19 protein-coding genes and 1 CRISPR repeat array are annotated in these 18743 nt (G+C 43.3%); of the genes, 1 reads left to right on the top strand and 18 read right to left on the bottom strand.

Annotated elements, in window-relative coordinates; translation table 11 throughout:
* Positions 1-329: 329 nt before the first annotated feature.
* The 18 genes from H150_RS14350 to H150_RS0110935 form a co-directional block, all read right to left on the bottom strand.
* Positions 330-1163 carry a BRO-N domain-containing protein gene (locus tag H150_RS14350; RefSeq protein WP_019959123.1) on the bottom strand — a complete coding sequence of 278 codons (834 nt, stop codon included), beginning with the start codon at positions 1161-1163 and terminating at the stop codon, positions 330-332.
* 640 nt (positions 1164-1803) lie between these two features.
* Positions 1804-2019, bottom strand: coding sequence for a cold-shock protein (locus tag H150_RS0111020; protein ID WP_019959121.1), 216 nt, complete (start codon positions 2017-2019; stop codon positions 1804-1806).
* A 544-nt stretch (positions 2020-2563) separates the two neighbouring features.
* A CRISPR array of direct repeats spans positions 2564-3251; the repeat unit is 28 nt; unit sequence TTTCTAAGCGGCCTGTATGGCCGTGAAC.
* Between the two features lie 174 nt (positions 3252-3425).
* Positions 3426-5702 (bottom strand): LPD1 domain-containing protein, encoded by a 2277-nt coding sequence (locus H150_RS14865; protein WP_019959120.1) that lies wholly within the window; start codon positions 5700-5702, stop codon positions 3426-3428.
* Positions 5703-5715: 13 nt separating this feature from the next.
* Positions 5716-8418: a defense against restriction DarA-related protein gene (locus H150_RS0111010; RefSeq protein ID WP_019959119.1), complete on the bottom strand. Its 2703-nt coding sequence runs from the start codon at positions 8416-8418 to the stop codon at positions 5716-5718.
* The gene (locus H150_RS14860) at positions 8418-8906 is read right to left on the bottom strand and encodes a defense against restriction DarA-related protein (RefSeq protein WP_019959118.1); all 489 of its coding nucleotides are present in this window, start codon (positions 8904-8906) and stop codon (positions 8418-8420) included. The genes H150_RS0111010 and H150_RS14860 overlap by 1 nt, the downstream gene beginning before the upstream one ends.
* A 98-nt stretch (positions 8907-9004) precedes the next feature.
* Complete coding sequence (locus tag H150_RS0111000) at positions 9005-9370, bottom strand: hypothetical protein (protein ID WP_019959117.1); 366 nt, start codon at positions 9368-9370, stop codon at positions 9005-9007.
* 336 nt (positions 9371-9706) lie between these two features.
* On the bottom strand, positions 9707-11293 hold the full coding sequence (locus tag H150_RS0110995; RefSeq protein ID WP_019959116.1) for a hypothetical protein: 1587 nt from the start codon (positions 11291-11293) through the stop codon (positions 9707-9709).
* The gene (locus H150_RS0110990) at positions 11293-12012 is read right to left on the bottom strand and encodes a terminase small subunit-like protein (RefSeq protein ID WP_019959115.1); all 720 of its coding nucleotides are present in this window, start codon (positions 12010-12012) and stop codon (positions 11293-11295) included. The genes H150_RS0110995 and H150_RS0110990 overlap by 1 nt, the downstream gene beginning before the upstream one ends.
* A 117-nt stretch (positions 12013-12129) precedes the next feature.
* Positions 12130-12369: a hypothetical protein gene (locus tag H150_RS0110985; RefSeq protein ID WP_155970576.1), complete on the bottom strand. Its 240-nt coding sequence runs from the start codon at positions 12367-12369 to the stop codon at positions 12130-12132.
* Positions 12338-12865 carry a hypothetical protein gene (locus H150_RS0110980; RefSeq protein WP_155970573.1) on the bottom strand — a complete coding sequence of 176 codons (528 nt, stop codon included), beginning with the start codon at positions 12863-12865 and terminating at the stop codon, positions 12338-12340. Before H150_RS0110980 ends, H150_RS0110985 begins: the two co-directional genes overlap by 32 nt.
* Entirely contained in the window at positions 12826-13164 is a 339-nt protein-coding gene (locus H150_RS0110975; protein ID WP_019959112.1) for a hypothetical protein, read from the bottom strand. The genes H150_RS0110980 and H150_RS0110975 overlap by 40 nt, the downstream gene beginning before the upstream one ends.
* On the bottom strand, positions 13165-13830 hold the full coding sequence (locus H150_RS0110970) for a helix-turn-helix domain-containing protein (RefSeq protein WP_019959111.1): 666 nt from the start codon (positions 13828-13830) through the stop codon (positions 13165-13167).
* Complete coding sequence (locus H150_RS14855; RefSeq protein ID WP_019959110.1) at positions 13823-14362, bottom strand: DUF1064 domain-containing protein; 540 nt, start codon at positions 14360-14362, stop codon at positions 13823-13825. The genes H150_RS0110970 and H150_RS14855 overlap by 8 nt, the downstream gene beginning before the upstream one ends.
* Positions 14363-14600: 238 nt before the next feature.
* Positions 14601-15407, bottom strand: a complete 807-nt coding sequence (locus H150_RS0110955) for an ATP-binding protein (RefSeq protein ID WP_019959108.1) — start codon at positions 15405-15407, stop codon at positions 14601-14603.
* 10 nt (positions 15408-15417) lie between these two features.
* The gene (locus H150_RS14850) at positions 15418-16395 is read right to left on the bottom strand and encodes a DnaT-like ssDNA-binding domain-containing protein (RefSeq protein WP_019959107.1); all 978 of its coding nucleotides are present in this window, start codon (positions 16393-16395) and stop codon (positions 15418-15420) included.
* A complete protein-coding gene (locus H150_RS0110945) occupies positions 16395-17129 on the bottom strand; it encodes a phage antirepressor KilAC domain-containing protein (protein WP_019959106.1) in 735 nt (244 codons plus the stop codon). The genes H150_RS14850 and H150_RS0110945 overlap by 1 nt, the downstream gene beginning before the upstream one ends.
* A 71-nt stretch (positions 17130-17200) precedes the next feature.
* The gene (locus H150_RS0110940; protein ID WP_026353664.1) at positions 17201-17683 is read right to left on the bottom strand and encodes a phage regulatory CII family protein; all 483 of its coding nucleotides are present in this window, start codon (positions 17681-17683) and stop codon (positions 17201-17203) included.
* A 34-nt stretch (positions 17684-17717) separates the two neighbouring features.
* Entirely contained in the window at positions 17718-17924 is a 207-nt protein-coding gene (locus tag H150_RS0110935; RefSeq protein WP_019959104.1) for a helix-turn-helix domain-containing protein, read from the bottom strand.
* Positions 17925-18045: 121 nt separating this feature from the next.
* Here H150_RS0110935 and H150_RS0110930 point away from each other — a divergent pair, with 121 nt between their 5' ends.
* A complete protein-coding gene (locus tag H150_RS0110930) occupies positions 18046-18723 on the top strand; it encodes a LexA family transcriptional regulator (RefSeq protein WP_026353663.1) in 678 nt (225 codons plus the stop codon).
* Positions 18724-18743: the final 20 nt, after the last annotated feature.

The following is an 18743-nucleotide window of genomic DNA, read 5'->3' as shown; positions in this document are numbered from 1 at the left end:
AATTTATCTTTTGAATTCTGATAGACAATCATAGCAATATAGTTTACTTAAAATTTTTAATATCTATTATGGTATAACTAAAACTACAATTTTTCATTATTTGATTGTCATTTAAGATGCCAATTAATATCAATCCTTAAGATTTATGTTTTCACCTAGCAAGATTACTATAAGAAATTGCTTTTCAAATGAATAAAAAATCCCTTAATGACTTTAAATATCTCTTTTAGCATTTTTTTAAAAAACGTTACTTATTTGGTTTGATTCATAGAAAGGGCGCCCTGTAACCTTACAAGACGCCACCATTGAATCAATCAAAGTTCAAACCATTACTTATAAATCCCCACCACTTTGCGCCAATCCTTTTGGCTCTCGTAATCGGCATCCCATGGATAATCACGCATCGTCATGTGATTCAACGCCACCATATCGTGTTTCCTGCCAAAGTTTTGAGTATGAATCCACACAACTTTGAAATGTTCGCTCACTGAGCTGACCATTTTCGGATTGATAACGCTTAACGCCATTTTGTAATGATTGAACCAACAGAAAATCCAATCCATGCTTTGGGCTGCGTTGACCAAATTTTTAACTTGATGCTCTTCCAAGACATAGCCACTCGGCTTTTCAGTCGTGAGTAATAAGCGGTGCAAATATTCCGTAGCCTCGCCAACTTGTTCCAAGGTTAACTCATCGATGTGTTGGACGTTAAAGCGTTGGTGCACCAATTTGTAGGCGTCAGGGTACAACATGGATTTTTTGCTGACGATGGCATTGACGGCATCACGTAATCCTGTGCGTTCATCTGTGGTAGTTGAGCGTCCTGTAAACTTCTGTGCTTCGGTTTCGATTAAATCCAACACCCATTTGCGGAATTGTTTGGCGACTTCGGTCTTGGCAAAGAAAGCGATTGCATAGCAACCACGCAAACTGAAAATACGTACAGGCATTACCACTGAACCCGTTTTCCTAACGACGGTCAAATTGACCGTCGTTGACATTTGCTCTGTAAATTCATCTGAATTACGGTTAAAAATCTTGGTAACAGAATCAACAGCCTTGTAGCCAAGTGCTTTTGCAAGCTCGGCTGAAGTAATCCAAATTTGGTTGTCGGTATGTGAAACACGATTCAAAGAAACTTGATTGAAAGACAGTGCGTTCATGATGAACACTCCTTGTTATTTTTTACGAAATTAACAAGCCCAATTGGGCGGCCAAGAGGTTCGTAAGCCCTAACAAGCGGAGGCTGGAGTTATTCCCCTTACGGGTATTGTATTCCTCACCCTCTCGACCATAATTTTGACGCACTACTGCCTAAAACAATAGATACACGAATTCTATGGACGAAAAAATATCACGCTATCGTGGTGAGACACGGCTGTTAGAAGGCTACGACACCTTGAGTGCATCATAAAACAAAAAAACCACCTGTGCAAGGTGGTTTGGGTTGATAACATCCATTAAATAGGAGGCAAATTATAGTGGCTCACCTTTTTGAATGATTGAGTACTTTTTAAAGACTTTTGCCATTCGAGGTATTCGCTTTGAATCTTTAGCTTTTTAAATTTATCATTTAAAGTTACCAAATCATGGCTATCATAGCCGAGGTTTTGTTGAGCATATAATGTAAAGCTTTTAATTGACAACATGGATGTTCCCCTATGAGTTGATATGGTCAGCAGACAGCACAAATCAAAATTTCGCTTCAGTTGGCTTTTAGAATCATTGTGCTAATAAATAACCCGTCTATGAAGACGGGTTGATGAACACCAATTTACTTCACTACATTTAAATTAAATGTAATTAAGCAATGGCTTGAATATTAGTGGCTTGAGGGCCTTTAGGTCCAGACTCACTGTTAAAGCTTACTCGTTGATTTTCAGCTAAGGTACGAAAGCCTTCGCTTGTAATAGCTGAAAAGTGTGCAAATAACTCAGCACCTCCGTTATCAGGTGTGATGAAACCAAAGCCTTTAGAATCGTTGAACCATTTTACTGTACCAGTTTGTTGAGTCGACATTTAATCATTCCTTTTATGTTTATATAACAATATTAAGGTTTACTTAATAAAAAACTGAACCTGATAACTTAAAGAAACAATCAATAGAAAACTAACAAATTTATGATAGTAAAATATCTTGGAGACCTATAGAAAGACAGAGATAAGTGAATTCATTACTAAACCAACTTTTTCAGTATAACCCATATATCAAAAGATAAGTTTTTTATTTTTGATATATTATTTTTTGTTATAAAAATATATTTAGTATCAAAATTCTCTTCTCGCATAATAATGCTTTTACAATTGACATTGTTTTCTATGCTACTACAATCCCAATAGATTCTTGCTCCCAACATACGCTGGCGAAGAGGAGGTTTATGTTGCGTAGGTATGAGTTTTCATATGGCACTCTCATATTCACCAAGAATCCCCATTTTCTAAGCAGTCGCTCCCATGATGCAACGTGTAGGTGTAGGTGCATCATGCGTAGGAATGAGCATCCCATATCTGTACTCATCTCCATCGACTGTTTCTCAATACCACATGAAGTGAGATTTTGACACTTCTAAGCGGCCTGTATGGCCGTGAACTTCCGATATAATAAAAATCATCATCAGCACTTTTTCTAAGCGGCCTGTATGGCCGTGAACTCAACACTTCGAGCCATTCATTAACCGACAATTTTCTAAGCGGCCTGTATGGCCGTGAACTTTGGCGTCTCAGTGCCATTACCTGTGATAGTTTTCTAAGCGGCCTGTATGGCCGTGAACCTCAAGCCCTGATATTCCGCTCGCTTGACTGCTTTCTAAGCGGCCTGTATGGCCGTGAACCGTCTAACTTTTTCCAATTGTCAGAATCACAATTTCTAAGCGGCCTGTATGGCCGTGAACTGCGCTTCAAGATGTAGCGTATCAAAAAGAGTTTTCTAAGCGGCCTGTATGGCCGTGAACAGTTACTAAGAACGCAATCGGCACATTCTTGCTTTCTAAGCGGCCTGTATGGCCGTGAACTCTGCTAATGCAACCTGCAAATCGTGGTTGATTTTCTAAGCGGCCTGTATGGCCGTGAACGGCACTGAGAATGGCGGCAACGATATTGCAGTTTTCTAAGCGGCCTGTATGGCCGTGAACGCAAGCTAATGGTGGTGGTGTTGAGACTATTTTTTCTAAGCGGCCTGTATGGCCGTGAACACCAATTCGAAGCTGCTGCTCCTGTATCGACTTTTCTAAGCGGCCTGTATGGCCGTGAACAGTAAACATAATCTACAAAAACAAGATACCACAATGGTTTGAAGCCTAAAACCTGTTAAATACCCAAATTTCAAGCTTCAAACATAAGTGATTGATTTTAATTATTTATTAAAGAGCGCATAAATATTGGGTTAAAATTGATATGACGCCACCTACGCCACCTATTATAAAATTTTAATGGACACAATCAAACAATGAATCCATCAAAGCTTTGTTTGCAGTAGCTGTTTCCAATACCTTCTTCTCCCGAATGACTTTAAACAAACCATCGAAAGCGTCATTGATGCGTTGGCGCTCTTCACCTTGTGGATAAGCGCGCTCACCGACTCGACCATTGCCACCTTGGGTTGAATAAGCCAAATAATCATTCTTGCGCCCTTGCTCTTCCAAACGATCCTGTAAATATGCTGAAAACGCACGCGCTGCCATTTCAAAGTCTTTGGACCAATACTTGCCTTCTTTGCCCATGTCCAATTCAATAGCGTTTTTATAGAACTCACTTTGTCCTGGCAAGCCATCAAACGTTAAAACACCATCTGCACTGATATCGACATCGCTCTCACTGCCCAAAGTCCAGTGACGCACTAACAAGGTGTAAGCCACATTCGAGCGAAGCTCTTGGGTTTTGGGCGGTGTGGTGGCATAATTGCCATGGCTTCCAATCCACTTTTTTAGGTCACTCATAGCGGCATTGAGTGGCAAACGGCTGCCTCTCAAGAAATTACCCGCCATGCTTTCAAGGAAGGCTTTGGTGTCTGCACTTGGCTGATGAACATCAGGAATGAATGCTTTAGGATATTCAAACTTCAAAACCCCATCAGTCTTCATCATGGCCATACGCAAGGCTTTGAATACCTGAGCCAAATCCACATCAGGCAAATCATCAGGATTGCTGGTACCCATGAAACTGGCACTGCCAACGGTTTGTGTGGACAAATCTTTAATCAAGTTATCCAATGCATGGAAATACTCATGGCCAAGACTCCCACCGCCTTTCATTTTGGTGATGTTGATGACCTTACTGGATGACTCATAATGCGCTAATGCGCCTTTCTTGCCTCGAGCACCAAACGCCAGTGCCAAATTGCCTCTCAATCCCAAGTATTGTGGTTCGATGCCTAAAACATCCGACATGTCCAACATCGCAGCAGCGGCATTTTTCATGTGAAATTCAGCGGCAGATTTGTCTTTTAATACCCAATTGCCTGATTGAATGCCTTTGAAACCAAACATGTCTTGCAACTGCTGCGAAGAGGTTAAATCCACCTCTTGCCCACCAATACGTTCAATGTCTTCTGCAGACTCCAATTGAAACGATGGCTTTTTGGGTTTAGAAGCACCTTCAGGAGCAGCATTGCCTTCACCATCAGTACCAGTTTTAAAATCTGCACACCAATTAGACCAATCGGCGTATTTTTTATCGCGTTGGGCATTGCGCAAAGTAGTGTTGACCGATTTACTGGTCCAACTAAAAAAACGCTCGCCCAATTCAGCCCAAACTTGGCTGTCGTAAGACAACAACTTCTCTCGCCCACGGACACTAATTTGTTTGAAGTTGTTATCAATATTTTCTTCAAAAGTAATGCCTGCAGTCAGCTCATCTTCGTACAACATGCGCATCAACTTGATGCTAGGCATGGCCACAATGATTTCATTCATTACTGCAGCCACATCTTTGAACGTCAAACACACCTCCAAACGCTCCCGCAAATTGGAAATGGCTTGTACGTAGTTCTTTTGACTGTGCTGACTCAATGGATGTAATGGCATTTTGTCCATATTGGCATACACCCGGCTGATGAAATACGCCACCTGTGAAGGCATACCTTTGTCCGCCAATGCCGCCCAATCTACCCGTCCAAATACGTTGTCTTTCACAATCAATGACTCAGACAAACGTGGGTCTTTGGCCAACTCATCCCAATCGATGTCATTGGCGTTCACTCTTTGCCCATCACGCTTGGCCTGTAAGATAGATTTTTGAGCCAATTCTTTGCGTGCACCGGCAATGTAAGCGGTATCTTTCCAACGATAATTTTCAGCTGTGGTGGTATCTGATAAATCATCATCGATGTTTGCTGCAGCAGCCAAATCATCTTCATCCAAACCCACCTCATCTTCGCTTGGTGGCAATTGATTATCTGTATCTTCTGCAGTCATGGGTGCCTCAGGCTGTTGTGAAACAGCCCCATTGCTTTCGGACTCTGTCTCAGTTTGCATTTGATCAGATTCTTTTGGCTCTGCTGCAGGTTCAGGCTCTACCACTGACCCTGACGCCACCACAGGTTCAGGTTCTGTCGCCATCACCGCCAAACCAAGCTGCAAACGCAAAGCCTGCACCATCTTAATCCAATCCAATTTCTTTAATGAGTCGGTTTCGGCATTGCGTGCTTCAATCGCTGTCTTAAGCTCACCATTCAAGCGCAAGCGTTCCATCGTATTCAATTCCATGCTCATTCCCCCTTTATTGGCTTAATTCATCTAATTTGGCGGTATAGGCATTGACCGCTTGTTCTACCATGGTTTGCATTTCAGTATTGTCACCACCGTTATAACGTAAAGCGACTGCAGTCATTCGTTCGTGAAAACCTTCATCCATCACATCAACCAAACCTTCAATGACCTCTTGTAAGAATGCTCGATCCGTATCATGACCAGACTCATCGGTTTCTTCAGGCTCAAACGTATCTTCTAACTCAACCCATTCACCATCTGCATTTTGTACTTTTACAAACAAATTCAACAAACTACCATCATCTTGTTGACTAACATCATCAAAAGTGGCAGTATTAATCATGCTTGAAACCCCAGCTTTGGTAGTTGGGAAAGGTTCGGGCTGTAAAGCGACGCTATCTAGTGTCGCTTTTACTTTATTAGGCAACATCAAATCATAGTGTAGGTACCCATGAATATCTCGCTCTATCATCACTACAACCTGATGCAACATCCCATCCACACTAATAGTATTTTCAAGTTTGTAATATTCAAACGTACCTGGTTTAGCAGCTAATTTGAAATTTGGCTCTACTACCGCATTTCGTGCTGTTTCAATAATTTCTTCAATTTTGGCGGCCAGTAAGATTTTTACAGGATTACCGGTGTAAGAAATAAACTCCTTCACACTCCGGTTACGAATTTCCACTTTACGCACATCACCATTTTCATCTCGTGGCATAGCAGGACAATCCACCCATTTACCACGCAATGATTCCAAATGTGTACGAGCAGCTGCACGCATTGCTTTTTTACCTTCATCGGTACTTAAATCGAAGTCACCCAATTCATTTCCTACAAATTGGACGGGTTCCAACTGTGAATTTAAAACTGGCTCCGGTTCTAAAGCCGGCTCTGGCTGCGAATTAACAACATCCTCCAGATTGGCTACATGCTCACCATTACTATCAATCACGCTCACAATCTCAATATTCCATCCAGAATCATTGACAGCACTATCAAACGCAGCTACATTTGAATTCATAGGAGTCTGCCCAAGCAGTGACCGACCAACAAGATTGTTGCCCAAAGCATCAAGAACTGAATTGTTGGAGCCAGTATCAAGCTTGGGTTCGGCTCCTTTTAATTTATTGTGATATGCCAAGAATTCAAATTTTGCGTTTTCACGCTCAGCCACTGTAACGATATGCGTAACTGTGTAGCTTCCAATCACAGCCTCACCCTTAAAGCGGTGAAAAGCCACAAAGCTGTCTTTTCGGTCCTTTTTAACTCCCTCACGTCCCAAGTAATCGCCATTTTTTAAGGTGTTTGGTACGAACGGAATAATCGCTGCTCTAAAGCGATCTTTATCTGTACCCAATCGCATCTCACGCGTAGCAACTGAAGTAAACAATACATCACCAATCACTGTTTTAACGTATCGGCCTTGAAAGTTTTCACGCATATAACGCTGAACGGCATCATACAAATCAGCTTCACCGGCATTCATGAATGCGTGAATATCTGTATTAAGCAAATCAATGTTCATTTCAGATGGCTCTACGCCATTTGGCACTTGTTGCGGTTTCGGCTCTACAACAACCACACTAGAGCCACTTTCCAATGCCGCGATTTGGTCCAACAAGCTCTGTAAAACATTCTTCTTCTGCTCAATGCGCTCTTCTGTGGCTTTGATTTCTGCTTCGTTCTCGGCGGCTTTGGCATTGGCACGGGCAAACTTGGTGGCGTTGGCTTCAACCAAGGCCATAATCTTCTTGGCAATGGCAGAAATGGACTGATCTTGGCCATTCTCTTTGGCCACCACGATGGTGATATCTTTTTTATTGAGCATCCACTTCCAAGACACCATTGAATCATCAGGTGATAGCTTATTGGGTGTTACATCAGGATTATGAAAGAACACTGATACTGTTTGGCCATCGCTCATGCTGAACAACATGGCAATGTTGGTGGTGCCACCTTGGCGGTATGGCTCAGTGACTTCAACGCCACCTTCTTCCACCACCTTAATGTCATCACCTGCAGCACGATTCAAAGCCATGCCGATTTGGGCGGCTTTCTTTTGGATTTGGTTATTAGGTATTACCAAGGCATCCAACACACCCAACTCGCCACCATCTTGGTGTTCAATTTGGTCTAATAAATCACGGTGGTTATTGGCTTCAATCAATTGGCCATAAGCACTGTCCATGACACGCATGTCGTATAAAACACGGCTGGCAGCCGCGGTAGGTTGATCCCAATCATATTCAGGAATTTGTTGCATGGCTGTCTCGCTGTAAGAGTCGAAAGGGAGGGATTGGGCTGTCATGGCTTCGGTGTGATTACCGTACTCTAGCCACCATTTGAATTGAGAAACCGTACAGGCGACCACACTCATGGGCTTTTTGCCAAAGCAGCCAAGGCTGTACACATTGATGGCATGGTCTTGGTCTAGAAAACCAAACATGACTTTGTGTTCATCAAAACCCACACCTTGTTTGTCTTGGTTAATCACATACACGGTATTGGTTTCAGGATACGGCCCAACGTAACAATCAATTGGGTCTTGGTCTGCCCCTTTGGTACCAACCAATTCGCCGTAATCATCTGAAACCAAAATCGGTGGGCGGCCTGATTTGATACGATAACTGCCTGCCACAGACTCAATACGCACTGGCAAGCCATAAACCGATGTAACACGCCCATTTTCATTGCGGGTGACGTTGCCCATCACACACCACCTTGCAGCGCGGCTAAGGTTGCCTGTGCTTCGGCAATCAAGCCATCCAATTCAGCTTCTTGTGCTTCCAATGCAGCTTTACGGGTCACACGGGTGGTAGCTGCGCCTTTAGGCGGTGTGGCCTTTTTGCGCGCCAAAGCCTTTTGAAATTTGGTAGCGTTGGCATCCAAGGCATTGACGATTTCAGCCAAGGCTTTTTTGATATCGTCTTGCTCTTTCATCGGCAAAACTTTGCCATTCATGCGCACCTGGTAAATGTCACCGGTTTGTTTCACACGCAAGACGATGGTTTGAGAGTCTGCCAAAGTAAAACCAATTTCACGGTAAGTGATGCTGTTCTCACGTTTGGTCTTTTCAGCTACCCAAGATGCGGCAATTTCAGCCCCTGCTCGCTTAAAAGCGGTGACCAGCTTTTTGGGTGCTGTTGTATCGTTTCCCTTGAGTTCATCCCAAGTAAACAAATGATTGGTATCTGCCATAACAAAAGCCCACTACAGTTGTTGTAATGGGCTTATTATCAAGCGGCTGATGATGGCAGTTTCGAAGCGTTCCCTCTTCCACTAAACAGTGATTTGCACTACTTGGCTTTAAACTCCTTAATAGGAATTGGTTTGTCTTTAACCAACTCCACCACACCTTCATTCAAGCCATTGAAATTTTTAAAGTGAATGGAAACCCCATCATTACCCACCATACGCATACCACTGCCTGAAACTGCAATTTTTAACAGGTGGTTTTTACCTGAGTTATCCATCATCGTCGCGGTTTTAAAACCATCGTTCGATTTCAATTCAATGGTTAAATCATAAGGGCCTGTAAAGTAGATGACTTGGGTTTCTTGCTGTATGGCATGTTCAGTACTAGAAACTTGCTTACTCTGTTCTACAGTCGCACAACCCACCAATCCAACAGCGATTAATCCCAATATGATGGCTTTTTCCATAACATTTCTTTCAAATTTGACGTCTCATTACATGAGCATATACTCACAAATCACCCTAAAAATATAATTTATTTTTATTAAAAATGATTTATTTATTACTCTATGCTATAATCGCTCTACCTTGTTAGTTTCAACAGCCAAATTGGCTCTTCTGTAATACCTTCTGCTTGATCCTCAGAAAATAAAAACAGCAACATCATAAGAAAGGACTGACGCTATGCAACATAGACGCAGACTGAATACTTTCCGTGCCATGAAAAAAGCTCAGGAAAATACTGAACAATCTAAATAATTAATAAAAAATATACCGCCATCAGGCGGTTTTTTATTGCTTAATCACTTGATAGTGATTGCCGCCATCTTCGCCTTGGCCAGTTCCAAAGCACTCTTTTTCTTCTCTTGCGCACCCACGCCACCATCAGCTCGATCACTAACGTTGTAATGCACGCCTTCCAAATTCGCAAAACACACCGTATCAAAAATATCGGGTGATTTGATGCCTTGGGCGGCCATCTTTTCTTTACCCATGATTTGGTAGCGCAACACACCCGAATCGGTAAAGTTGTAAGGGATATGTGTCGCCTGGTAAATGAACATTTCCTTGGTCTTCTTAGGCAAGTTCCACAAAAAGCGAATCCGGCCTTGGCGTATGGCATCACGAGTATGGACCGAACATTGGGCGCGCTGATTGATGAAACGGTTTTTGTACTCGGTTTTGAAATTGGGTTTGCCCCATGATACCCGTACCACATCAAAGCCTTCGTCTTCCAAATCCTTACACAGTTGCAAGCCATTGCCGCCACTGTCGATGATCAAGCGAATGTTGGAGTATTTGGCGGCCTCTTCAGCAATGCGTCCTTTAAACTGCTTCACATCAATCCCATTGCTGAAAATCGGTATATCAATGAAGTCAATCAAACGGTTTTCACCCACACCTTTGACTTTGGCCAAAGTAGCGACAGAATAATCTCGGTACTCACCTGCAGCGACATCGCACAACAGAAACCAGCCCCAATCCTCGTCATCTTCGGCAATCAGAGGTGTGGTGTTGGCCATCGCTTCATCCAACATGCGCCGGTGTATTAAGGTTCGTTCTTCATCTTCGGCAAACTGTCCCAATACCCGTATGCGGTACTCAACTGAGTCACGACCACCTGATTCCACCTCTCGTGCTTTGAGCCACTTGCGGCTCACGTGTGGGGCGTTCTCAGAGTTGAAACACAGATTAATCCAACCGCCTTCGTCCACAGGTGTGTTGATGTGGGACAAGGTGTGGTGGGTGTCGTAGAAGTAACCCGTGGTTTTAACGCCTTGGCTGAATAGGAATGTGCGATTGCCCTCTTGGGTTTGGGTACCATTAATCACGTCGTAGTGACTGTCGGCCACACCTGCAGCTTCATCAATGAAAATGGTTTGGTAATAACGGTGCTTACCGGCAATGGCCACAGAATCAGCATTGCCTAAGGCAATTTTGGCAATAAACCATTGGTCTTTGTAGCCATCCATGTACCACCGTTCAGCCTTTGGGTGGGTGCGTCCTGTCAGCCATCCCATACCATCCAGCATCTTAATGCGCTGAAAATTGTCGTTCATTTCTTTCCACACACCATCAGCCACCTGTTGAATCACCGGTGCGCCCACATAGGTGTTGGAACCGACTTCAATCTTGCCATCGTATTCCACCACAGGGAAACACCACATCGAATGCAGCGCAGCACCACCTAGCCAAGCGGTTTTGCCCGTACCAGTACCAGACACCACAGAGATACGTGATGTTGGATTGATGGCCAATTGTGATAAGACTTGTTGGTCACGGGTCAATGTCAGCCCACACAAGTCAAACAAAAAGCCTTCAAGGTTGAATTGGTACTCCTTCAAGAAATCATGGTAAATCGGCAGGCTTAAAATGGATTGAATGGCCATCAGGCGTCCTTAAATTTATCGGATTGTCGTTCATACAGCTCTTTGGCCAAACGTTCAGCCGCCTCAAAAGCCGCCGCACGTCTGGCCGCACCGTCTTGTGCCAACAGCTTCAAGGTTTCAGTACTGGCTTCAATCGTGGTTTCCACTTTCAGGTTGTTACCGTATTTGGCAGGTGCCAAGCGAGTCAAAGACCATTCCAACGCGTCAATGATGACTTTGCCACGTTGCACAAACAGCTTGTTCCATTCGGGTGTGAATGTGCCATTGCGCTCAGTCATCATGATGTCGTGCTCGATGTCATAAGCCACACGGAAACGCTCATCGTGCATCAGCTGAATGTTGGCTTCCATCACCTCATGATACATCTTCTCCAGCTCACCACTGGTATCACGCCGCAACCAACCTAAAAAGGCGGCCATGGTGGGGTATTTGTCACGATTGTCGTTCAGGACGCCTGACAAAGTCTTAAAACGATTGGTGTCAGGCTCAGGCATGGTCAGGTCGGTTAAGATGTCTAGAAATAAGGTGGCACTGAATTCAACCTGTAACTTTCGTTCCTTCTTGGCCAATTCAAGCGCGCTTTTTACTTCACTTTCAAAGGTGGCTTTTTGGCGGCCTGCATTGCTTGCACGATTCGTACCTTTAGGCGCACCTCGTCGAACCACTTTTTTAGTAGCAGTGGTTTTAGATTCTGATGTTTTTTTGGGTATTGTTGTCATGTTAGCAATATCTCATTTTTAAGCGTAAAGCCTTTGCACGCGCGTATATGGAACTTATAAAAGTTTTGAATTCCACCCTTTTTTCGCTGTTTTAATTTCGGCTCATATTAACAAAATTTAACGATTAGAAGCCAACGCTTTAAAGCCACTGGCCAAGGTTTTACAGATGGCATTGGCGGCATTGCTGATGGCTTTAATCAAGACTTCAAAACGCGCACTGTCCACATCGTTCTCTTGGTGCTTCTCCCAAGCTTTGGAAGTCACCAAATCTTCAAACTCAGAGAGGCTTAATTGTTTGAGCATTGGCAAAGGCATATTGGGCAATTCAAGCTGCATCATCGCCAATTGGTTCTTCATGTCGCGCCCAAACCTCAAGCGCGCCGTAAGGGACAATGGCATCAAAGCAAAATCGGTAAGGTGCGTACACCTCACCCCCTTTCGTTGGCATCAAAGCAAAACCATCATCAAACACACGTAAGCGCACGATATGATCCAATGCCAACAAGCCTTGCTCAAAAGCCATCATCAAGGCCGCATAATCACTGACCGACATCGACAAAATGCGTTGGATGTTTTCATTGATATAAGCATCGATGCTGATATGGTTCTCTGCTAACCAAGATGCTTCAAAATCACGGGCATGAATCTGAGCTGCAGCACAGGCAACACGCCAAGCCTCACGTTTATCTGTCACCCCTTTCACTTGGCCATTTAGAACGCAACGCTCAATAGCCACCACCCATGGACCCGTTAACGGCACTATCTTTAACAAATCAGGGCTGTCAGATTCACTGTCTAATTCGAATTCATATTTCAAATCGGCTGGTACCACTTGGCGTCCCACCGTTTCCAATGGGTAATCTTGTCATCCAACACATACACCGACAAATCAGCACCACTTTCTACATCTAAGACCAATGCTTGGCCTCCATTCACAACATGAGTGTGGTAATGCAATAAGCCCGCATACAATTCTTGTACGGTCCATGCCTCAATAGGTACATTGGTTTCAGCCACCACTTGTTTGACTGAATGAAAAACACCTGCCTCATTGTTCAAAGTGGGCATCGCTGCCAAATCGATGACATCACCGATAGACAGCTCTTTCATGTGTGCATTAATACGGGCAGTGACCAAAGGTGGGATATACATTCATTTTTCCAATACAGAGGGGTGTGGTTCTAAATCCAATCTCGCCTGCATCACATCTTCTATTTCTGTTGGTAAGGTCAATTCCACCAAACGATGCCGACGTCCTGCGATTTGTGCTTGCATAAACGCAGCTTTAGCATGACCCAAAGCACTTTCAACTCGAGCACCATTGCGTACTTCAGATTCAAAATACTTGCGATTCAATTCAATCATGCGGTCAATTTGCTCTACCAACACCACCCCGCTGTTAACCGCCTCTTCGTAGCAGTGCAGCTTGGCTGCATGTTGGCCAATAGAGCCTGAAATCTTAGAAGCCATCAAACTCCAATAGTGTTGACCTACCGTATGCAGCATTTCATTGATTTCCAATGAATGTTTTAACTCGCTAGAGCTGTCAGTGGCACATAGCAAGTAGTCAGTTGAGACCCCATAAAACATCGCCAATTCTCGCAAAGCCCACATGGGAATGGGTTTTTCACCATGCTCCCACTCACTCAGATGTGACTTTTGAATGCGACCAGGGAAGGCAGCAACCACTTGGTAAATCTTAATGCCCAAAGCAGTACGGGTTTTTTGTAAGCGTTCACCCGCCAAACGCGACAAACGCATGTTTTCGGTTTCTTTGCGCTTAGAGGGTGTGACTGTGTGTGGTGCTGCATTAGCCATGTTTGCTCTCTCCTGTCTTTGGACGCTTCCCTGCTTTCTTGGCCTTTTTATGGTGGCTGCTAAAAATTTCTGTAATTTTGATTCGGTGGCGATGCCACATCAGTGCTTTTTTTAATTTGTACAAACCAAGCACCATGCCTTTTACATCTACCAATTCAATGCGGCCATCTAAATGGGTTATGGCAAAATCCGCAACATAATCAATCTTATGCGAATACACCGAACCATCTTCATTCAAAACCTTATCGGCAATCGGATAACGCACCTGACACTCAAAATCAGCAATGATGCCAGCTTCTTTTTGCTGTTTAAGCAATTGGTAATGCTGGGCTTCTAAGGCACTGTCAAACTTGCGGCCATCCACCTCAGTAATTTTATTGCCATACTTGCTAGTGGCTTTGGGCTTGCCCGTTTTAGCATCTGCCTCACGCCATTTGCCCTTAGCGTCCTGTACCAACTGCCCTGCTGCCACACGTCGGTTAAACTCAACCGTACTGATTCGCTCTTGCTTGCCTATTGCTGTATTAGACATCAACTACCTTCCCTTAAAACGCAGCGTTCCCTCTTTTGGCCTTGATTTTCATCATGCGCCCTCACCTCCAACCAATAAGCACGAATGGGCTCCATATCCATGCCTTTGTCTTTTTGCTCCCGCCACCATGCCTCACGGCTGGATTTGATTAATCGAGCCGCCCAGCGCCATCGACACTGATCGCAATGGGCTAAGGTGGTGTATCCCATCACCTTGCATGATGCGCAGTACTCTTCAATCATTTACGGTAATCTTCCCAAGAAAACAAAACATTCCAAGGCCTACCGCCTGTTTCTTTCATACGAGACATGGTCAAATCACCAACGCTTTTTTCAAACTCAATCAAATCACCATTGCAAATGAAAATCGTAGGACGCATTTCTGCATAGCGTGCATTGAACACATCAAAAAATGCACGTGCATCGGCTTCGCTGTTCTGGTTTAAAATCCGTACTTCATCCACCACAAGCAAATCAAACGACACCAAAGCATCAATCACTTGGCTTTCAGTCACATTGGAGTCAAACGACTTAGCTTCACGAATACGACGTAACATGTCATTGGCAGTGGTGAAATGAGCCGTTTTACCGAAGCGCTCGATCACCGCATTGGCAATGGCACAAGCCAAGTGGTTCTTGCCATTACCACGGTTACCATGAAACACCACATTGCGACCTGAATGCTCAGTCTCAAACTCTTTTACAAACTCAACTGCAAAAGATTTGGCATTTTTTTGTTCTGCAGTATTGGCAACGTAATGATTAATCCGTTTATCACGGAAGCGCTTAGGGATACCTGCATCGACAATTGCTTTCTCAACTGCCATAATTTTTTGCTTGGCTTGATTCTCTGCCTGCATGACTGCCAACAATTGTTTGGTTTCTGCTTTCTGCTCCTCAGCCACACACTGAGGGCAACGGGTCCACAAATCACGTAAACCAAGCTTGGCAACGTAAGCACCGTGTTTTGAACAAACTTCATCACGGGCGCGGATTTGAGCGCTTGTAACACCTACAGGCAAAATGCTTGAAATATTTTGTAACATGACCATCCCCTTAAAAATCGATCTCGATGTTGTCCAAATCCACCGCAGCCAAAGTACGTGCCATTTGCTCACGGTATTCGTCTGTCACATCTGCAGATGTCAGAATTCTGTAGCTGTGGTGCTTGGTACCTCCCATGCCAGGTGGCAATTCGGATGACTTGGCTTTTTGTGTTGCAGGTTTATTTGATTCAGCATAGGCAGTACGACGTGCTTTGGCACCATTCGAGAAATTACGCAGCAGAGCCTTGTTCCACTCTGCCTGAGTTCGCTCAACGTCTTGGGTCATCCAGTAGGCAAGAAACTCAGCAAAGTCTGCTTGGTTGTCAGCAGTGTTTAGGTCAACACGGGAAAATTTCAGTAATTGCTGTCCAGCATGGTCAGGTTGCCAGTCGATGTGCATCGCAAATTTTTGGTCATCAACTTTGGGCTGAGTCTGTGGCTGCGACTTGGACGGTTCGCAGTCAGGTGCTGTGTGCTGCGGCGAATTTTCGTGCGCGGGCTGTATGTAAGTATTCTCTGTTGTAGTCTTTGGTAATCTTTGTTCTATATACGAGAGCGATTTCTTCACTTCGGCGACAGCGATTTTCTTACTTCCCGAGAGCGATTTCTTCACTTCGGGAGAGCGATTTTTAGCATTCGCGACAGCGATTTTGACAGCCTCTAAATCCAGCTTAAAAAACGTCACATGTTGGATACGATTTTCTTTGATTTGCACTACACCCAATGCCACCAATTTGTCACGTGCAGTTTTTATTTGGCTAATAGTCAAACCTGTTTGTTCAGCCAATTCCGCAAGTGTGGTGTAAAAACCCGTGCTTTGATCGCACATATCCCACCAATACAAAAGCTGGCTAAACAAGTCAGCAGCTTGCTTGCTGCCAAATGGCTTGGCTAATTGAGGATAAGTAGCAACAGGTTTGCCGATTAATTGTTGTAGCTCCATCTTGGCGCTAACCTCGGGCAATTTTTGGAATGGAATAGCAGCCATCACGCTACCTCTTGAGTTGAAATTTGTTTTGCTAGGAATGCCAAACCTTTAGGCGTCACCAAAACTTGGGTAGTCAAACGATCCATGCCCATACGTTCGCTGTAATGTGTATGCTGGGAATGGCGCAATAGTCCAGATTGAATTTTGTCCTGGTAAGCAATCCATTCACCTTTACCACCACGCTTATAAATCCAAGCATTCTGGCTCAACCAATCAAATAATTTACGCGGTTGGGTATCCAAAGTTTTAGCAGCATCAGTAATACACAAATCACCATCAGCCTTTGAAATGAGGTCTAACGCCATGGCTTTGGGTGCCACAACCGCCAATTGGCTTTCTAAGGCCATGCGCTTTTCAGCTTCAGCAGCAGCCAAACGCAAAGCCTCTGGCAAAGTCTGTGGAATCATTGGCGTTTGTGATTGTTTCAGGCGGCGTTCGCATTCAATAAAATACAAGCGCGCTTCACGGCCTTTTTCATTGCGCTCAACCATTGCCAGTTCTTTAGCCATTGCTAAGGTAATGTGGTATTCAGTAGCTGGACGACCTTTTACTAAAGTTTTAGTAAAAGTCACAAAGTCTTGATTTCCAATAAACGCATACTCTGCAATTCGATTGTTAATCCAATCATTAAAGCGGCTCTTCACTTCCAAAAACTCATATAACTCACGAGCAGATATCATTTGTACTTCTTCGCCAGCAATCTGCTGATTGACAACCAATATTTTTGTATCCATAATTAACTCACTTGTTTTGTGGCTCAAGCCACGTTTGGAATGGCCAGCAAAATCCCCTTGCTGGCTTTTTTTTATTCCACCAATAAGGCTTGGCGAAACGCCACCGACGCCTCAATCAGCTTATCCACCAATTCAAGACTCGCTTTGCGTTCACTGCGTGACAAATCACTACCTAGTTCAGAATTTTTATCTGTTGCAGCCTTCACCGATTCACCAACGCCAGCGCATGCAGTAAACACATCAATGAAATGTGCCAAGACGTCTTGAGACGATTTGCTTTCAGGTAGTGGCATCACCATGTAATCCACCAAATAAGCCATCGCACGCAATGGAGTTACGTCCTGAGAAAGCTGCAAAATATTGCAAGCGTCGTAGAGGCTCAAATGAGCATGGTCAGAATTGGCATTCAATTTGTTATTCAATGAACGCTCATGCTGCAAACCCATGTCTTGAGCCATCTTAATTACGCTGCGACCATCGCCATAACTTCTCGACGCCACCCGAAATAAGTTCAAAATATCAGGATGTTGCATGCTTTCCTTTTTAAAACTCATGTGACTTCTTTCTTGAGGTTTGGGATACTTTTAATTAGCTAATTAATTCATTCAGCTTCACTTTGTTTTTAGTGGCAGCAACAATTAAAAGACAGTTTTTTTTGTTCGGGCTTCTTCTACCTGTTTTCCAATGAGAAGCTGTAGCTTTTGTAACTCCAACTGCTTTTGCAAAAATAGATAAATTTGGAAACAAGGAAATAGCTTTTAAAACCCCAGTATTTGTGAGTTTGAGATTGCTCATAAGCACCATTCATATATTTAACAAATAAAGTATACGATTCGTATATATATAAAGTCAACATAACGAATACTAAAAATATATACATGATGTATACAATATGAAAATTATTGGAGTAAAACACATGGAAAATTTAAAAGACTGGGTTAAAACAGCTAGAAAAAATGCTAAGTTGACTCAAGAACAATTGGCTGAAAAATTAGAGTTAACAAAGGCTGCTGTATCTGCATATGAAACTGGTCGAAATGCGCCATCGGTAGCATTGGTAAATAAAATTTCTAAAATTACCAATACCACTCCTCCTCTCAATCAAATTAAAAAAAATGAATCAAATGCTACACTCATTGGTGGTATTGAAGTTTGGGACAAAAATACCCCCCTTAATGAGGATGAAGTTGAAGTACCTTTTTATAAAGAAGTTTATTTATCAGCTGGTAATGGCTTTACTAGCGATATTGAAGATCATAATGGATATAAATTGCGTTTTTCAAAATCAACATTAAAAAAATATGGAATTTGCTATGAGAATGTTGTTTGTGTTTCTGCTGATGGTGACTCCATGAAACCTGTTTTTCCAGATGGTGCAACCTTAGGCATAGATACAGGCAATAAATCCATTAAAGATGGGCAAATCTATGCTATTAACCACGATGGATTACTACGCACTAAAATCCTAAAGAAACGGCCAGGTAATAAAATATTGATTCAAAGCTATAATAGTGAAGAATATCCAGATGATGAAGTAAGCTTAGATGAAATTAATGTCATTGGTCGTGTGTTTTGGTGGTCAGTTATGATTTAATTAAAAGATATTAGTCTAAT

Source organism: Vitreoscilla stercoraria DSM 513 (assembly GCF_000382305.1).
Taxonomy (GTDB): Bacteria; Pseudomonadota; Gammaproteobacteria; order Burkholderiales; family Neisseriaceae; genus Vitreoscilla; species Vitreoscilla stercoraria.
This window is presented reverse-complemented; position numbering and strand designations above follow the sequence as displayed.